Annotated in this window: 13 protein-coding genes; 4 read left to right on the forward strand and 9 right to left on the reverse strand. The window is 45.2% G+C overall.

All coding sequences use genetic code 11. The features are described from left to right. Positions 1-72: 72 nt before the first annotated feature. Positions 73-801 carry a pantothenate kinase gene (locus tag CXF58_RS09295; protein WP_102077312.1) on the reverse strand — a complete coding sequence of 243 codons (729 nt, stop codon included), beginning with the start codon at positions 799-801 and terminating at the stop codon, positions 73-75. Between the two features lie 59 nt (positions 802-860). Next, the gene (locus CXF58_RS09300) at positions 861-1895 is read right to left on the reverse strand and encodes a biotin--[acetyl-CoA-carboxylase] ligase (protein ID WP_102077313.1); all 1035 of its coding nucleotides are present in this window, start codon (positions 1893-1895) and stop codon (positions 861-863) included. Between the two features lie 207 nt (positions 1896-2102). Here CXF58_RS09300 and CXF58_RS09305 point away from each other — a divergent pair, with 207 nt between their 5' ends. Continuing rightward, entirely contained in the window at positions 2103-2906 is an 804-nt protein-coding gene (locus CXF58_RS09305; protein ID WP_180952564.1) for a sulfite exporter TauE/SafE family protein, read from the forward strand. 3 nt (positions 2907-2909) lie between these two features. Here CXF58_RS09305 and CXF58_RS09310 read toward each other — a convergent pair whose 3' ends face one another. Continuing rightward, complete coding sequence (locus CXF58_RS09310) at positions 2910-3224, reverse strand: DUF4298 domain-containing protein (RefSeq protein ID WP_102077315.1); 315 nt, start codon at positions 3222-3224, stop codon at positions 2910-2912. 139 nt (positions 3225-3363) lie between these two features. Between CXF58_RS09310 and CXF58_RS09315 the strand changes: the two genes are divergently transcribed. The 3 genes from CXF58_RS09315 to ligA all read left to right on the forward strand — a co-directional run bounded on the left by CXF58_RS09315 (position 3364) and on the right by ligA (position 10897). Continuing rightward, entirely contained in the window at positions 3364-7284 is a 3921-nt protein-coding gene (locus CXF58_RS09315) for an AAA family ATPase (RefSeq protein ID WP_102077316.1), read from the forward strand. A gap of 226 nt (positions 7285-7510) precedes the next feature. Next, a complete protein-coding gene (locus tag CXF58_RS09320; RefSeq protein ID WP_102077317.1) occupies positions 7511-8524 on the forward strand; it encodes a cell division protein ZipA in 1014 nt (337 codons plus the stop codon). A gap of 264 nt (positions 8525-8788) precedes the next feature. Then, complete coding sequence (gene ligA, locus CXF58_RS09325) at positions 8789-10897, forward strand: NAD-dependent DNA ligase LigA (protein WP_102077318.1); 2109 nt, start codon at positions 8789-8791, stop codon at positions 10895-10897. Positions 10898-10974: 77 nt separating this feature from the next. Here the strand turns inward: ligA and CXF58_RS09330 are convergent, their stop codons facing one another. The 6 genes from CXF58_RS09330 to CXF58_RS09360 form a co-directional block, all read right to left on the reverse strand. Further along, positions 10975-11682, reverse strand: coding sequence for a hypothetical protein (locus tag CXF58_RS09330; RefSeq protein WP_102077319.1), 708 nt, complete (start codon positions 11680-11682; stop codon positions 10975-10977). Between the two features lie 34 nt (positions 11683-11716). After that, positions 11717-12250, reverse strand: coding sequence for a hypothetical protein (locus tag CXF58_RS09335; RefSeq protein ID WP_102077320.1), 534 nt, complete (start codon positions 12248-12250; stop codon positions 11717-11719). Positions 12251-12459: 209 nt separating this feature from the next. Beyond that, positions 12460-12873 carry a hypothetical protein gene (locus tag CXF58_RS09340; protein ID WP_102077321.1) on the reverse strand — a complete coding sequence of 138 codons (414 nt, stop codon included), beginning with the start codon at positions 12871-12873 and terminating at the stop codon, positions 12460-12462. A 521-nt stretch (positions 12874-13394) separates the two neighbouring features. Then, entirely contained in the window at positions 13395-15863 is a 2469-nt protein-coding gene (locus CXF58_RS09350; RefSeq protein WP_068405902.1) for a YgiQ family radical SAM protein, read from the reverse strand. A 229-nt stretch (positions 15864-16092) separates the two neighbouring features. Further along, positions 16093-16851, reverse strand: coding sequence for a YidX family protein (locus CXF58_RS09355; protein ID WP_228706586.1), 759 nt, complete (start codon positions 16849-16851; stop codon positions 16093-16095). A 140-nt stretch (positions 16852-16991) separates the two neighbouring features. Beyond that, positions 16992-17459, reverse strand: a complete 468-nt coding sequence (locus CXF58_RS09360) for an Lrp/AsnC family transcriptional regulator (protein WP_068405899.1) — start codon at positions 17457-17459, stop codon at positions 16992-16994. Positions 17460-17639 lie beyond the last annotated feature (180 nt).

Consider the following 17639-nt stretch of genomic DNA (forward strand, 5'->3'; position numbering starts at 1 on the left):
GAATAAACTAAAAATAAAAAAGCAGGTCGCTTAAAACGGCCTGCTTTTTTATTTCGAAAAACTTACAACGCTCTAAACCTGTCTGCTATGGTCAAAATAACGAGCCAGACCATTTAATAATAAATCATCGCGCATACGCACCGAACGATTGATATGTTGGGCAATGATATGCGCGTCGCCGCCGGTCATGATAAGCTCAAAGTTTGGATAACGGTTACTGATTTCATTAATCGCGCCAACGATGGACAACATAATGCCGCGATGGACGGCGTCTTTTGTGTTGATGCCGGGGCTCACGCTATCAAAAGTGCCATTAGAGATAGTAATTTGCTTGGTACCAGAAAATAACGACTCACGTTGCAGATAGATGCTGGGGAAAATATAACCGCCTAAGTGCTCAGCGTGATCAATCAAATCAATCGTCACCGCCGTGCCGCAGCCAATCACACACTGGCGTTTTTTCTTATCCACCGCGCCTAGCATCTGTAGCCAGCGATCGCAGCCGAGCTGTTCGTCATCATAGGCGCTTTGCATCAAGGCATGCTCAGCATCGACGTGGACAAATTCAAACGGAATATTCAGGCGGCTCAAGGTTACAGATACTTTTAAATTTAAGTCATCGCCCAATACCGAGGAAATTCCAATAAAATCCGGCGCATAACGCGCAAAACGATCGGTCAGACCCATGAGCAGTTCGGCAGGCGCTTGCAAATGCTGCTTGGCATCGTGCGCAACTATCTGCCCGATATCATCGGTGAGCCAGTATTTAAGACGGGTATTGCCAAGATCTAACCAGAGCATAAAAATCCCTTTATATAGTGCTCGTTCAGTATGGTTTTTTAAGGGTGGGGCTGAAAGGTTTAAGCGTCACCAATCACATCAATACGACCGGTAAAAAGCGCAGAAATCTTACCGTTATATTCACGTAATTGCAAACATCCATGTGTATCAAGACCGCATGCATAACCGGTCAGCGTCTCGACATTGCCGTTGTAGTCTTGGGTGACGCGCAAACGCAGCCCTGCCAATGCGTCCATCGCGTCAAACTGCGCCAAAAAACTGTCCAAATAATAACGCTGCCCGGTTGGCTTCTCCAATCCTAAATACTCAAAGCGGGTCATCGCTGCTATTAAAGATTCACTCATTTGCTGATAAAGCGTTTTTAGGTCTGGAAGTAAAATAGGCGGCGCTTTTGGCTCAAGCATGGCACAAATATCTCGTAAGCTAATCGCCTGATAACTCATACCCTCGCAAGTTTGTGCCGTAAGCTTAGGCGTAGCTTGCACGTTTAGACCCACGCCCATCACCACGCCCACCAATTTTCCTGCTTTTGTTATGGGTTCTATTAAAATGCCAGCAAGCTTATGAAAAGGTAGGGTTTGTTTGGTAGATTCAAGCGGCTTTAAAGCAGCGTCATTCGATTTAGGTTCAGATTGTTTTTGAAATGAATGCTGCTGCGAATATTGCTTTGAATAAAAGCCCAAATCATTAGCCCATTTTACCCCGATTGTTGCCAATCCTTGCGTGCGCAATTGTTCGTTTAGCACTTGGATAACGGGCATTTTTGCCAGTTCAACGCCGATAATCAGCGACAATAAACCGCTAATCGGTAGATGCACTGGATGATATAACGACAGGTAAACATTGCCGCGCGGCGATTGCCATGAGCGCCCGTGTTGTCCGCGACCAGCGCTTTGGGTTTCCGCTGTTAGTAGATGCATCTCGGCTGCATTTAGGCTACCATTTTGTAGCGCTGTTATCAGCTCACTATTGGTCGAGGGGCTATTAATAAGATGGCGGTGGTTAAGCTTAGGTAAATGCTCAAGCTCTAATGACTTCAATGACTCAAAAGGTTGGGCAGACAAAGCGTCAGATGATGGATTAAATGGCGGCATAATAAGTTTCGTCGATGGGATAAATTGGCGTGGATAAACTTTGGTATACTGAGCGATTGTTGCTCATTAACAATACAAAACAAACAGCATAAAGGTCGGATTATGATTTAGCAAATGCGATTGAGCAGGTAATGTTCGAGTGACTATACAATTAGATGATTATACGATTTTAATAAAAAAGACGCAGGATAAAAGGCCGATTCGATGATGTTATATGTGTGGTTTGTGATTGCAGGGGCGTTTGCGGGTGTCAGCGCCGGATTATTTGGCGTTGGTGGCGGCATGATTATCGTACCCGCATTGGTTTGGATTTTTACCGCCTATCATTTTTCACCCGAAGTGGTCACCCATTTGGCGATTGGCACCTCACTGGCGACAATTGTGGTGACCTCTATCAGCTCACTGACTGCCCATAATAAGCGCGGCGGCGTACGCTGGGAAGTGTGGCGCAAAATGGCGTTGGGCTTGGTCATTGGCAGCTTGGTTGGTGCCGGTATCGCCGATATGCTTGACGGAAAAGTCTTGCAAGCTATCATCGGTGTCGGGGCGTTATTGGTTGCTTTAAAAATGTTGTTTTTGTCCAATAAAGAACAATTGGGTAAGCCGTTACCGTCAACTGGTATTCAGTTTGGGGCAGGGACAGGGATTGGTTTGGCGTCGTCTATTTTTGGCATTGGCGGTGGTAGTTTGACCGTACCGTTTTTAAACTGGGCAGGATTGCCGATGAAACAATCGGTCGGTACGTCTGCTGCTTGCGGTTTGCCCATTGCCGTCGCTGGTGCGATAGGCTTTGCCTGGTTCGGTCAAGACGTGGTCAATCTGCCCATAGGTACGATAGGATTTGTGCATATCACGGGCTTTTTATGCATATCTGTCGCTAGCTTTTCGATGGCAAAAGTCGGTGCTAAGCTTGCCCATGTATTGCCCGCGCTGACGCTTAAGCGTGCTTTCGGCGTATTGTTATTATTTGCTGGCGGGCAATTATTGTTAAGTGGGATTGGGGTGATTTAGACTTTATCTCCTATCAATCGCATCAAGCCCCAAACGCATCCACTTTCTGGCTAGCTCATCATGGTCGCTGAGCATACTCCATAGCGCATCTTCACTAAAGATTGAGTGCGCTTGACCCGAGTGCTCAATCGGCAGATCCGCTTCACGGTCTGTCATCCATTGCGGGTTGAGATAGTAGTCTTTCAACTCGTTTTGCAAGGCTTCAGCGCGCAAAAACTGCTGCTGCGCCTCAAGCTGCTGACGATGCAGCTCACACCATTCTTCATATTTTTGTTGTAGTTCTTGCGGATTATATTTTTCAAAACTATCTTCAGTCATTGTCATGGCCTTAATTGTTATTATTTAAATGCATCATGCAAATTTTCACCACTATTATAGCATCCTTCACAAACCCTAAAAACTCGTCACAATTTGCGGTAGAATAGCCGCCTGTTTTTGCTAAGTTTATCGATTCTCCATGCGACTAAAATCTCTCAAGCTGGCAGGCTTTAAATCCTTTGCCAATCCAACCACTTTTACCTTCCGTCATGGTATCACCGCCATCGTCGGGCCAAACGGCTGCGGCAAATCCAACGTCATTGATGCCATTCGCTGGGTATTGGGCGAAACTTCCGCCAAGCAATTACGCGGCGGGGCGATGAGCGATGTCATCTTTGCCGGCACGCAGGATAAAGCCGCCAAAAGTGTTGCCAGCGTCGAGCTGACCTTTGAGCATACGCAAGATGAGCAGACGGGGATTCGCCATGAGTTTAATCTGTACCATGAGCTGTCTGTCCGCCGTCAGGTAAATTTAGAGGGACGCTCGGACTACTTTATCAATGGTACGCGCTGTCGCCGCCGTGATGTGGTCGATGTGTTCTTGGGCACAGGGCTTGGCGCGCGCAGTTATGCGGTCATCGAGCAAGGTATGATTGGGCGGATTGTTGAATCAAGCCCCATGCAGCTGCGTGAATTTATCGAAGAGGCTGCTGGCGTTTCGCGCTATCAAGCGCGCCGTGAAGAGACGCAAAAGAAACTTGAGAAAACCCAGGATAATTTAGCACGTCTGCACGATATGCAAAGCGAGCTAGTCAGCCAACAAAAACGCTTATCTAAACAAGCGGCCAGTGCCGAGCGTTATGAAGAGCTAGCGTTAGCGCTTGCCGATATCAAGCAGCAACTTGCCATTCAACAGCTTTATCAAGCCAAGCATCATCAGCAGCAGCAAAAAATCGCTCATGAGCGCAGCGCTAGTGAAGTTGCCGTTTTACAAGCCAGTTATGACGCGCTAAAAGCCAAACAAGACAAGCTTGCAGCGCATATCAATCAAGAGCAGTGGCTCAAAGACGATGCGCAAAGCAGCCACTATCAGCAGCAGCTAAGCTATCAACAAGCAGAGCATCAATTAGGCGATGCCAAATCACAATTAAACGTTATTGCACAGCAGCTTGCCAGTCTAGAGCAGCAGCGTCAGCAAGCGGTGAGCGAGATTAAGCGCTTAAAAGCTGAACAAGCCGAGCAGAAAAATGTACTAGAAGAGTTGCGCCCACAGCTTAGCGAGCTTAACGATAAACGCGACAGGCATAAACGCAACGAGCAGCCCTTACAGCGCGCTTACCATGATGCGCAAAATAAGCTGTCCCGCCTGCAAGATAATGCGCGCGCTCTTGAGCAGCAGCAAGCGATTAATAACCAGGCACAAAAACGCCAGCAGCAAAACCATGATAAATGGCAGCGCCGCCAGCAAAACTGGCAAAATCTCTGGCAGCAGCTACAACAGTCGCTATCACCAGTCGAAAGTGCTGGTTTGCAAAATGACGCTGATACGAAAAGTTTACAGCAGACGTTAAATGCACAAGTGACCGAGCTCAATAAACAGCTGCAGCAGATTGAGCGTCAACAAGATAGCGTTGATGAGCGCCTATCCGAGCTACAACCGCAAGCGCATGAATTACAGCAGCGTCTAAACACGCAGCAGCGTGAGTTAAGCGAGGATGAAAAACGTCATGCGGTCTTGGCAGGTGAATACGACACCTTGCATCAGATATTACATCCGAAGCCTTTACCAAAACCACAACAGCTTGCTAACGTAAAAACTGCCGATTTAAACAATGATTTAGGAAACGAATTATCGATTATCACCTTGCGTGAGCAGATTGAGTTAAGCGCCAAAGGGCAGCAGCACGCAGAGCTACTCGATAGCATATTGGCGTTATGGCTGGATAGCCATGTGCTGATTTCTAAGCAGTCAAGCGATAAAAAGATTAATGACAATTCTCAAAAAGATGATAGTTTATGGCAAGCGCTCGAGCAGGATTTAACAGATTTATTTACTTATCAAACCATGCAAAACGAGAACGACAATTCAAAGAATAAATCGCAGCTAGAAAATGGTCATAGTCTATGGCTACCTGCTCAGACAAATGATAAAGGCGCAAAATCATTTATCAGTGCTTTGCCAAATCACTTAACGGATAAAGTATTGTCATTATCAGCGCTGATTACTGCACCAAATTTAGCGTTGTGGCAGCACTGCTATTTATATAGCGCGCAACATGAAATTAATAATCAGCAAACGTTTGAAGATTTGGCTGTTACTTTAAAAGCATTGCCAGCATCCGCTATTCTACTCACGACTGATGGTTGGATTATCAGTCGTCAGGGTACGATTAATTTGAGCAAATTTGCTGGCGCGCAAAATGGTCAAAATGAGAGCAATAGCCAATTCTTAAGCCAGCGTTTGCAGCAGCGCAGCCGTTTGCAAGCGTTAGAAGATTTACTTGATGAGTTCGAGACTAAAATACAAGAGCAGCAAAAGGCGATTGCTAATAATCAACGCAACTATGATGCCCTAACGGTCAGCTTAGAGGAAACGCGCGCGCAAGCTGAGCAATTAACCCGCGATAAGCATCAATACCAGCAACAGCTCACCACCAAGCGCGCCAATGCGGAACGACTACAAGCAGACAGTCAGCGCCTAAATGCTGATAAAGTTGCCCTTGAGCAGGAACAGCAAGAATTAGAGCAAGAACAGCAGACCCTAACTCATGAGCAGCAGCATATCCAAAGTGAGATAGCAGCGCTGACGCCGCAAATAGCCGATGCGCGTTTATTAAGTCAGCAATTACAGTCCGAGCGCAGTGAGCTAAATCGCGCGCGGCAGGTAGATGATGACACTTGGCAAGCAATGCAGCTGCGTATTCAGCAGAGCGAGATGCGCTTAGAGCATAGTGTTAGCAGTCTTGCTCGGGCAACTGCGCAGCATGAAAAGTCGCTGCAAAACGAGCACAGTTTAAAAACGCGTCATGAACAGCAGCAAGCTAAGCTGCCAGCACTGCAAGTAGCATTACAAATTGCGCAAAGCGCGCGCGATGAGCAGCAGGTCGTATTAACGACACGCGAGACTGCATTAACGGCGCTTAAAGGGGAATATAATCAGCAGCAAGTTGAGCTAGATACGCTACAAGATACCTTGCAAACGCAGCAATCTGAGCTTGCCGGTCTTGCCACTGAGCTGGCATTAAGCGCTGCAAAATTAGAGGATGCCAGTAGCCATACCCAAGAAGCGCTAGAGGCTTATTACAAGATCAGCCATAAATATCAAGCGCAATCGGACACAGTTCAGCAGCATCAGCAACAAGTAATGAGCGTCTCAAATTTATTGACGGATTTTATCGCCCATGATCGCCGCGTCCGCCCAGATAAAATCGCAGAATTAGAATCTGAGCGTGCGAAGCTTGAGCAGCAATTAAGTAAAATTGGCGCGGTCAATCTCGCCGCAGTAGCAGAATTGGCAGAAGTTAATGAGCGCTTAGAGCCACTTGCGCAGCAAACAGCAGATATTGCCGCCAGTATGCAGACCTTGACGGAAGCGATTGCCTCAATTGATGAAACCACCAAGACGCTATTTATGCAGACGCTTGACGCGGTCAATAACGAGCTTGCCAATTTATTTGCTAAAGTCTTTGGTGGCGGGCAAGCAAGCTTAACGCTTAATACGGACGAGATGCCTACCAATGCGCCAAAGTCAGAACAGTGGCGGGCAGGGTTGACCTTAATGGCACAGCCAAAAGGTAAGCGCAATAGTCGCCTTGCGGTACTGTCGGGTGGCGAAAAAACATTGACCGCGCTTAGCTTAATTTTTGCGATATTCAAGCAGCATCCAGCGCCATTTTGTGTGCTTGATGAAGTCGATGCACCGCTTGATGATGCCAACGTCGCCCGCTTTACCAGCTTGATAAATGAGTTGGCAGATGATTTGCAGTTTATTTTTATCAGTCATAATAAGCTGACGATGCAGATTGCTGATGAGTTAAAAGGCGTTACCATGCCAAGTGCGGGGATTTCTACCTTGGTCAGTGTGTCACTCGACGAAGCGGCAAATTACCTTTCTGATTAAGAGCGGCCGAGTAGCAAAATAATTAATAACGGCAAGCGCTTGTCAGTGGTATAGTTAGGGCTAGCATTTAAAGTCAGGCGAGTAGTCGGAAAATTAGTCAGTGAAGGCTTCAGGGCCAATGATAAACGCTGACTATATGGTGACGATATGCATTAGCCATGCTAGACTATTGCCATTTCTTCGCACTTGTACTCTCCCTTTTGTCATATATTAGGATGTATTTCTCATGACCGCTATCCAGTTTATCTTGATCGCCATTGCCGCATTTATCGTGCTTGCAGGGCTATTTATGGTCATTCGCAGCTTTAAACGGCGCAAAACTGCTGAGGCTGCCGCGGTCAATTATGATAAAAACGGTATTCCCATTATTCCGCGTCATGAGCGCAATATCGTCGAGCAGCCAGACTTGGACGATACGGTCGCAGGCGAAACCAGCATCGCCCCTGATCGCAGTTATCTCAATGCCGTGGTTGAAGAAGAGCCATTGACCCAATCTCATAGCAATGTCAATGCCCAGCTAACCGCTGATCGCCATGATAGTAATGAGGATAATGGCGTGGTAGATGACGCCGACTATGCGCGCTGGCAAGAGGAGCAGCAGCGAGCAGACAACAGCGAGTTTACCGAAGCGGCTGAGCAGATGCATATCGAGCAAGAGCCGGACGCGTTTTCAAGCCTCATGTCAGCGACTGACAGCTTGATGCCAGTCATTGATACCGCTGATGAGCCAAGCTTTGATAATAATAGCCCAATCCTTGATCAGCATCTCTCAGAGCCAGTTGATGAAGCGCAAAACGGTCCGTTAATTAATGCCAAAGACAATATCAATATCACCATCTTGCCGCATCAGTATCGCGACCGCCCAGCAGCAGTAATTCGTGGGCGTGATTTGCTGGCGTTAGTAGATAAATATGGTTTGCGTTATGGCGCGATGAATATGTTCCATCGCTATGAGCAAAAAGACGGCACCGGCATGCTGTGGTTTAGCATGATGGGCATTACGGATAGTGGTATCGCGCCTTTTGACCCGCATAGCGTGGCGACCAATACCTATAATGGTGTGGTGCTCTTTTTATCGCTGCCACATCCGCAAGCGCTACGCAGCTTTGACAGTATGATGAGTATTGCCTATATGATGGCAAGTGATCTGGACGCTGTGATGCTCGACGAAGAGAATGACCCCATTACCCCAGAATATAAACAGCAATTGCGTAACCAAGTTCGCGATTATGAAGGGTAAAATCTGAATAGATAAACGGTTAAAATTATTCCTAAAGTATTGTAAAGGCAAATAGCGCTTGACGTTATTTGCCTTTTTTAGTTTTTGAGCTTTGATTGCAGAGCATTGCATTCGCCCGATTTTCTATAAATTTGGTTGTCTATAAACCTAGTTCTCTACAGAAGCGGCTCTCTACAGGATGAGTTTTCAACAAAATCATATCCGACTAACCTGCAAACTTGTTATCATATCGGCATCTTGAATTGCAAAAAAAAGACGCCGACTATGACTGATCCTATTGTACCGACTGCTTCTAAAAATACTGTTTCTAAAAATACTGTTTCTAAAAATACTGCTGATACCCAATCTGCAGACAATGCTGCTGCCATCGTTGCTCAAATGCGCACGCTTATTGATAATTTAAAAACGCATAATTATGCCTATTATGTGCTCGATAATCCGATTTTAGAAGACAGTGAATACGATCAGCTGCGGCGCTCTTTATTGGAGCTTGAAGAGGCGTACCCTGATTTAATACAGCCCGATAGCTCAATCAATCAAGTTGGCGATACGCCGCTATCCGCCTTTACCCAAGTCAGGCACGACGTGCCTATGCTATCGCTTGGTAATGTCTTTGATTATGACGAGCTGCATGGCTTTATGCGCCGCGTCAATGATCGTCTCAATGACGCGCAGAAAAATCCTGAATACGAAATAGAGCTAAAGCTTGATGGTTTGGCGGTGTCACTCAAATACGAGTATGGTCAGTTTGTGCAAGCGGTGACGCGCGGTGATGGGCAAACCGGCGAGGATATTACCCAAAATGCCAAAACCATTCGTAATCTACCGCTTTGGCTTACGGCGGCAAGCGATATTCCGTTGTTAGAAGTACGCGGTGAAGTGCTGATGCCAAAAGCAGGTTTTGAGCGTCTCAATCGCCTAGCAGAAGAAAAAGGCGATAAAACCTTTGCCAATCCTCGTAATGCCGCTGCTGGTAGCTTACGTCAACTTGACCCCGCTATTGCTGCTAGCCGTCCGCTGGCCTTTTATTGTTATTCAGTCAATCAAGGTTTACCTGAAAATATAGAAACTCAATCAGCGGCATTGGCTTGGCTTGGTGACATAGGTTTTAGCGTCAGCGCGGTGAGAGTGGTAAAAAACCCACGCGAAGTACAAGCCTATTATGAGTCGATGATTGAAACCCGTAGTCAGCTGCCGTTTGAAATTGACGGCATGGTCATCAAGGTTAATAACTTGGCATTGCAGCAGCAGCTTGGCTTTTTATCCCGTGAGCCGCGCTGGGCAACGGCGTATAAATTCCCTGCCGAAACCGTCATGACGCGTCTAAATGATATCGAATGGCAAGTCGGACGCACCGGACAAATCACCCCTGTTGGTAAGCTTGAACCTGTTAAAGTCGGCGGCGTTACCGTCAGCAATGTCACCTTGCATAACTTTGGTGAAATTCAGCGCTTGGATGTGCGCGCAGGTGATATGGTCAGCGTGCACCGTGCAGGGGATGTCATCCCCAAAGTCACCCGCGTTTGGGTTGATCAACGTCCAGCAGATTCAGAGCCGGTTAAATTGCCAGCGACTTGCCCTGTCTGCGACTCACCTGTGGTCTTGCCTGAAGGTGAAGCGTTGGCACGCTGTACAGGCGGACTATTTTGTCCCGCGCAGCAGCAAGAAGCCCTCATTCATTTTGTCTCACGCCGGGCGATGGATATCGATGGCTTAGGCGCAAGTTGGCTGATTAGCTTTTTTGAGCACGGTTTGGTCAAGACCGTCGCCGATATCTATCAGTTACATAAACATACGGACGAGCTGATTAATTTTGAAAAATTGGGCGAAAAGTCGGTGCAAAACATCGTTAATGCTATCGAAGCCAGTAAACAGACGACGCTGGCACGTTTTATTTATGCGCTCGGTATTCGCGGCGTCGGTGAGACAACAGCACAGAATTTGGCGCAGCAATTTGGCGACCTTGACAGCCTGATGGCAGCAGATATCGACAAGCTCCTACAAACACCTGACGTTGGGGCGATCACCGCTGAGCTTATCCATGAGTTTTTCCGCGCTCCGCATAATATCGAAGTCATCACGGCACTGCGCGAAGCTGGCGTGCACTGGGATAAGGTTGAGCAAGTGCTGTCAGAAGGCTTGCCACTCGATGGGCAAACATGGGTCATTACAGGCGCGCTTGATAGCATGGCGCGTGATGAAGCCAAAGCCAAACTGCAAGCGCTCGGTGCAAAAGTCTCGGGCAGCATCTCGGCAAAAACTACCGCGCTACTGGCAGGGGATAAAGCTGGCTCGAAAATGGCTAAAGCTGAAAAACTTGGCGTGAAAGTGGTGGGTGAAGAAGAGTTCTTGGCGATGTTGAAAAAAGTATAGGGGTTAAGGTTAAATGGTATAGTGGGTTAACGATAGCGTAACCCGCATCATTTTAAGTCTATGACATTATAGCTATTTTAATTTTCTGAATAGATATGCTTATTGCTTAAATAACAACCGTAAAAGTCGCCACCGACACCAACATATCTTATAACTTCACTTCCTCTAACTTGAAAGAAAGGATAGTCGCGTAAAGCATTTGCTTGAATTAATACTTTGTCATATATAGGTACTAGTTTTTCTTCCAAACTGATAACATAAACTAAGTTTAATATATGTAGGGCTGCAAATGAGTTTAGTAGGTTTTCTAAATTAGCCTTTTTGAAGTTTTCAAGCCTTTGGTGCTTGACTGAATTATAGTCTTTCCACCAACCTTCATAGTTTGAATTTTTTTCTACGTCCTCATTACTTTTTTCTGTTTTAGTATTTTCAAATAAGATGCTAAAAGGTTGAAAGTCTAAGTCGAATCCGCTCATATTAAGCGTTAGAATGGTTTCTTCGATTTTGGGGAAATAGTCTTTAATCATCTTTATGTGATGACCTATGTTAGGCCTTTCTATTTTCTTTAGATGTAAGTTATCTCTTATATGCTTAAATATACTATCTATCTCAGTACAAATTGCAAAATACAATTGCATATTTTTAAATGAATAGCTTTTAGAATTATCTTCATTGATAGCTATATATTCACTTATTTCCTTGAGAGATTTCTCTAAAGATAGGTAATGTAGCCAAAAAGGACTTGAAAGGTCTATAGTGCATCTTTCTTGCATGTTCTCAGTCATTTAATTGCCTTATTTTATAAGATTAATTACCCTTCTATTTCGCCACCTCTCCATGTCCTTTAACCTCACCCTTCTTACTATCCGGCTGAATCACGATAGGTAATACCAGTCCCTTAGCAAAGTCATCGGACAGCACGTAATCATAGCGACTGGCAGCGACATCGGACGTGGTATAAATAATAAGTTTCATCTCTTTATCATCGGTTAGCTCATGTGAAGTATAGGTTTCGCTAAGCTGATCGAGTACTTTTGAGAGGGCTTCATTGCTTGCCATACTTACGGTCAGATTGTGCTGCGCGGTGGTATTATCCACACCGAAATACTCCGCATAATCGCGCACATTTTGGCTATCAAGCGCAAACGGATAATCATAGTTGGCAGGGTCAACAGCTTTTTCGCCGCTTGCGACCAATGACCAGTCGATAGTATGCACGTCTGCTGCGTCAGGTGTTTGCGTAGTAGAAGATTTAGCAGTGTCATTAGAATCGTTGGCGCTATTATCGCAGCTCATTAGTGCCGCCAAGCCTATGCTAGCCATTATCATCATACTTATGAGACGCTTAACCATCGAACTATCCTTTTATCATGCAATTATTATGAGCGCTATTTTGCCAGTTTTCGCGTTGCTTCTCTAGCATAATAAAATAAAGCATTGGCGAGTACGCTTTTAAATTTCCAGCCATAAAAAAACAGCCACCATTCGATGACTGTTTATATTATTGCTAGATTGAACAATGATAGGTTAATCATTATTAATGCACGATTAAACCAAAATCATTATCTGCCTATTTGGCAGTTTACTTGGTATTCTTTACCGTCTGCCCATTTCATTGCAAGGATACCTTTGTCTTCTTTCATGTGCCAAGCATAGACTACTTCTGGGTTTGACTCATTGACATAGCTTGCCGTATCACCTTGGACGCCGCCATTTAGAATGATAGGTTGGTCGGCCCAGTTTACTTTAGGTAAAGTCGCATTTAGCATAACTTGTTTTTTATTGATTGACTGTTTTGCCAAGAGTTTGCTGTCATCGGTACAGGTATAAGGGGCTGGCGCCATACGGTCATAGGCGACATCGGTCACGCTTTCTGACGCAGGGGTTTTGTTTGGCGTAGTAGGTGCGGTGGTCGCACAGGCACTAAGTAGCGCTAGAGTAGGTAGGGCAACAGCAACTTTGGTTAGGGTATTCATGGCATTCTCCAAAAATGTAAAAATTAGCAGGTATTTTTCGACTATGCTTTTTCTAATCGTGCGCTTTTTAACGGCGCCTTATGCATATAGCGCCTATGTTAACGAAAAGACTTTCTAGATAATGTTAGAAATTGTTTGTTACATGTTCGTTAAGTTACTTAAACACTGGTTAATGTAACGCTGACCTTAATAGCCTTTGTAAAATAACTATAGCGGATGAAAAATAATATCAATACATCACGCACTGCTAATATCAATTTTTCTTGCTTGCTGTGCCTACGCAGACAGAGGCTACAAAAAATTGATATCAGCAATACCGCCGCGTTTTTAGGATATTTTGACTATAAGCTCAAACAGTTATTTAAAAAGACCAATATATTTAATGGGCAAAACATAAAAAAGCGCCTATCGACTGCTGAGCTGATAGGCGCTTTAATTTGGGCATGGTTAAGTAGGCGCTTTAATTTGGGCATGGTTAAGACAAAAAAACGTTAACAGCTGCTTAACTGTTTCGTATTGAACTATTTAGTCTTACGCGGTGGCAGACCTGTATGCTGTGTTTGGAAGTTGCCTTTACTGACTTTTTTGTGATTTTTGCTCGATGTGCTTTTACCCGAGGTGTTTTTTGCAGCGTTAGGACTATTATTACTGCGTTTCACTGAGTCATTGCCCAAGCGACTGTTCTTTTTACGCGCCGATTGATAGCTGTCTTGCGCGGCATCGCGACCTTCTAAACTGGCGTTAAATGGCGGGATTAAGCAGCCGCGACCTTTACCAATCAAATCCCCACGTCCCATATCTTGCAGCGCTTTACGCAGCATGACCCAGTTTTTTGGGTCATGATAACGTAAGAAAGCTTTATGCAGTTTACGCTGCTTGCCAGACTTGACGATATCCATATCGCCCTCACTGCGACTCACTTTATGCAGTGGGTCTTTATGCGTATGGTACATGGTGGTCGCGGTCGCCATCGGACTCGGATAAAACGCCTGTACTTGGTCAGCGCGGTAGCCATGACTTTTTAGCCACAGCGCAAGATTCATCATATCTTCGTCTCTAGTGCCGGGGTGAGCGGCGATAAAGTACGGAATCAGATATTGCTCTTTGCCGGCCTCTTGGCTGTACTGCTCAAACATGGCTTTGAATTTATCGTAGTTGCCCATGCCAGGTTTCATCATTTTTGACAGTACCGCTTCTTCAGAGTGCTCAGGGGCAATCTTTAGATAACCGCCAACATGATGGCTGACCAATTCTTTGACGTATTCAGGGTCTTTAATCGCCAAGTCATAACGCAAACCTGAGGCGATAAGAATCTTTTTCACGCCTTTGATATCACGCGCTTTACGGTATAGCTGGGTTAAATTACTGTGATCGGTAATCAAGTTATCGCAGACATCAGGATAGACACAAGACGGCTTACGGCAGTTCTTCTCTATCGTCTCGTCTTTACAGTTGAGTCGATACATATTGGCGGTCGGCCCACCAAGGTCAGAAATAACGCCAGTAAAGTTTGGCGCCGTATCACGAATCGCTTCAACTTCACGCAAGATAGACTCTTCTGAGCGGTTTTGAATAATACGACCTTCGTGCTCAGTGATTGAGCAAAACGTACAACCGCCAAAACAGCCACGCATGATATTGACCGAAAATTTAATCATGTCATAAGCAGGAATGCGCGCATCGCCATAGCTTGGATGCGGCAGACGCGCGTACGGCAAATCAAAGACGTAATCCATCTCTTCGGTTGAGAGCGGAATCGGTGGCGGATTGAGCCAAACGTCAATCGAGGTATGCGAGTTACCAGCGCCGCTACTATGACGCTGCACCAAGGCACGCGCGTTACCCGGATTGGTTTCAAGGTGTAAGATACGGTTGGCATGTGCGTACAACACTGGGTCAGCTTTGACGTGCTCATAATCAGGCAGGCGAATGACCGTTTGCTCACGCGGCGGCATTTTAAGTTTATGTTTACGTGCGGTTTGTGGTTTATCAAAGCCGCGCATTTGCACCACTTGCGTATCTTCATCGACTTGCTCAGCATTTAAGACTTTATTGGTCACGGGTTCGGCGACAAAGCCTTGATACTGTTTCGCATATTGGGCTGACATGCCTGTCATTGCTGACGTAGCTTGTCCAACGGGTGAGGGGCTAGTCTTATCTTGCTCGATTGAGCATTGATCAACGTCTTCAGTCATGACATACGGATTAATAATGGGATCAACGCGGCCAACGGTATCGACATCATTGCTAGCAACCTCGGTCATGCCCGCTTGCCAATGACGGCGGGTCGGGGTCAATAAGTACGCCGTACCGCGCAAACTGCTCATTTGTTCAAAGGTGTAACCTTTTGATAAACCATGCACCACATCGACGATGGCACGCTCAGCATTGCCATATAACAAGACATCAGCGCGCGCATCCATCAAGATACTGCGGCGGACTTTGTCTGACCAATAATCATAATGAGCGATTCGGCGTAAACTGCCTTCGATTCCGCCTAAGATAATAGGAACATCAGGATAGGCTTCGCGGCAGCGCTGGCTATAAACGATAGCGGCGCGGTCAGGACGTTTGTCAGCCACGTTACCGGGCGAGTAAGCGTCATCACTTCGGATTTTACGATCGGCGGTATAGCGGTTAATCATGCTATCCATGTTGCCGGCGGTCACACCATACGCGTAAACCGGTTTGCCAAGCTCCATAAAGGCATCTTTGCTCTTCCAATCTGGCTGGGCAATGATACCGACGCGAAAGCCTTGCGCTTCTAATAAACGGCCGATAATCGCCATGCCAAAGCTTGGGTGGTCGACATAGGCATCGCCTGAGATGATGATGACATCACAGGCATCCCAGCCCAAATCGTCCATTTCTTTGCGGCTCATTGGCAAATAAGGCGCAGGCTCGTAGCAGCTCGCCCAATGTTTGTCGTAGTCGTAAAGTGGTTTGGTGCCTTGTTTAAAGGCGGTGCGGGCGATGGTATCGGCAGACATGAGCGGACCTGTTAATTAAAAAAGTGGCACTAAAAAAGCCGTTATCGTTATTTATAAACAACGGCTCATTTAAAAGCGCTCATTTTAACATGAATTGCTTTCATTATGTAAAAAAGAGATTTTATAATAGCGAGGTAAGTTATTGATAGTTTGGGATAATCTCTTGCTAAGAAGGATTATTAAACGTTAACAACCCTTCTTTGTTTATGTATGAATTAAACTAAAAAATTTATTGATCTAATAGTTGAAAGGGAAAGGTGACTACATCAAAGGCTAAGGCAAATGGCAATAACACCAGCTTTTGCGCGGTATTGGCACCGCTACGAGACACTTGTTGTTGATGATTTTGAGTATAAAAACTGACCGTATAAGGTTTACTTAAAGCGCGGTAATTAGATTGAATCAAGCTTAAATTACTCACTTGCGGATAGATAGCACCTTTGACAGGCACGCTAAAGCAAAAGCGCTGAGCATTGATGCGTTGGTCGCTGGCTGAAGTACAGTCGCGCCCATTGTTTTGCAAAAAGAATTGATAATCTGAGCGCTGGAATTCATCTTTTAATTTGGCATACGACAGCTTCATTTCACCCTGAAAATAGCCATCATTATTGGGCACATAAAAACTCATGTCGTTATCGACGTGGATATTTTTTGGCGTCAGATTGCTTAATAAACCAATCATTTCCGTCCCGCCTTGGGTCAGCACATAGCTGTTCTTTTCACCGACGATAACCATGGTAGCGTTGGGCGTTTTTGGTAATGCCTGCGCAGGACGACCAAAGGCGACAATTTGGTCTTCAGACAAGATTTGCTTGCTAGCTTTGGTGCTGACGTGATTGTCACTTTCTAATAAAGAGCTGGTGGCGCAGCCTGAGCTGGCAAGCAATGCCGCAAGTGATGCGCCTGTTAATAAGGTTTTTGGATTGAATAACTTCGATAGGGTCTGAGCATTCTTATTGGTATCGATAGGCGGTATCTTTTTACTCATTATCAGGCTTCCTTGTCTGCTATACGGTTGATAGTTTATCTAGCATTTAATGCCAAACATTCGTTGCTATCGTACCTGTTTTAGCGATGACTTATCCACTTTTATTAATGATAAAAATTGCATGGGCTTTGTAGCTGATATTAATCAAGCAAAATCTTGGTGCCGCTCTTGGTAAAGTTCATTACAAACTGGCTTTTAAAGCTGCGCACATTGTTCTCGTAAGTCAGCAAATTACGGGTAAATTCATGATAATCGTTCATGTTTTTGGCATTGACCATCAACATAAAATCGGCATCTCCTGACACTTCATAGCAGCTCATTACTCGCGGCTGATCATGCATTAAGCGCTCAAATCGATGCTGCATCGAGGTATTGGAGCGCGACATCTCTATCATGACCACTGCCGTAAGCCCGTAACCGACCTTATTTGGATCAACAATAGCGACTTGTTTGGTAATCACACCGCTATCTATTAATGCTTGAATACGGCGCTGGGTGGTAGCGATAGAAACATGTACACGTTCTGCGACCGTTTTTAACGGCAAAGTCGCATCGTCCTGTAGCAAATTTAAAATCGCTTTATCGGTATCGTCTAAAATATGGCTCACAGTATCTCTTCCCTAGAAAATCACAAATATTAATATTTTTATTATAAATATTATTGTTAATGATATAAATATAAGAAAATAACTAAGTTTTAGTAATTTCCGAAGTAAATTTATTCTAATAAAAGATTATATAGAAATAATTTCTCATAGCATCTTAGTAAAATAGACGCTATTGATTAA

The organism is Psychrobacter sp. Sarcosine-02u-2, assembly GCF_002836335.1.
Lineage (GTDB): Bacteria > Pseudomonadota > Gammaproteobacteria > Pseudomonadales > Moraxellaceae > Psychrobacter > Psychrobacter faecalis.